The organism is Pedobacter sp. 01T416_2 (assembly GCF_056398925.1).
This window is the reverse complement of sequence record NZ_JBFTQI010001146.1, coordinates 1-1,256: the sequence shown is the minus strand read 5'-3', so window position 1 is coordinate 1,256 and position 1,256 is coordinate 1. Positions and strand designations below refer to the sequence as shown.

Sequence of the window (1,256 nt, the reverse complement as noted above, 5' to 3'; positions counted from 1 at the left end):
ATTTTTAGGTGGCAGTTCTACTTCATTAGCATCAATAAAAAGTTGTTTTTTTATTTCATCTATAATTTCCACCGGAAAGTTGGCTATTTCGGTTTTTCCGGCGTAAAGCTCATCTACATTTTTAATTTTACCAGTTTCATAATCTTCTGCATTTAAATCCAAAGCTTTTGCTTTTAACCTCAGGCAGATGTCTTTCGATACCAGTACTACTTTCTTATCGGGATATTCTTCTTTTAAACTTAATGCTGCATTTAAAATCTTATGGTCTGTTTTACCTTTTCCATACACTTCTTCCGCATTTATAGTTAAAGGCCTTTCATTTAAAACCACCTTAAATTTTCCTGAATCAGGGCTTTTTAACGAAATCCAATCGCTGATGAGTTTTTGTTTTGAAGTTTCATCAATAAGGCGGATAAAACTTCTGGCCTCAAAATTCCGGGTATCGTTACCGCTTTTAAAATTATCGAGCTCTTCTAAAACCTGAATGGGAATAGCTACATCGTGCTCGTGGAAGTTATTTATCGCATCATGGTCGTACAAAATAACCGAGGTATCTAAAACGAATATCTTTTTTGACGGATTGGAGATTGATTTACCTTTTTTGGCCATTTGGTAAATTTAATATTTTAGGGATAATATGCGGAAGGATTCGCTATTCTTTTTTTGTTCGAAAGATCAAAATTTAAGGCAAAATAAAAACGGGGTTCTTCTTCTTTCGATTCAGTTCCCCGTTTTAACTTTAAAAACAACCGTAGTCGCATTTTAAAGCATCTAATTCTTGTTACTTTGATTTTTCCGTTATCGTTAGGTTTTGCAACTTTTGCGATTCGTGAAAATTTATTTCCAACTCCTCCGTCCGTAAACTTCCTAGTTTTCAATAATCTCTGTTTGGGCCTGTGCGATTTTCTTATGATCCAATCTTTCGATGGTTATATATATCCTTACTCGGTTTAACCCTTTCAGAAATTAATCGTTTTCCCTGTAAACACTCCGAAACAATTCCCCTTTCGGTTCTTTATCTCTTTTGGGTTGTTTTATCAGAATTCAAAGTACTTCGTATTTGATATGATCTAATTTAGTAGGAAAACACGCATTTGTCAAGAGAAAAATGAGAGTTTTTATAAACAAAGTTATCCACTTAAAATTGCTGGTTATCAACAGTTTATTGTTTTTAAAATGTCGTTTCTGAGCGCTTTTTGTGGGTTTTCGATTAGGTTATCAACATTTCTAAAATCACACTTATAAACAAACAATTC

At 33.4% G+C, this 1,256-nt stretch carries 1 protein-coding gene; it reads right to left on the bottom strand.

What is annotated here, in order from left to right; all coding sequences use genetic code 11:
* A partial coding sequence (locus AC1DPQ_RS28100) for a PIN domain-containing protein (RefSeq protein WP_477611618.1) occupies positions 1 to 609 on the bottom strand: 609 nt, incomplete at its 3' end.
* Between the last annotated feature and the right edge of the window lie 647 nt (positions 610 to 1,256).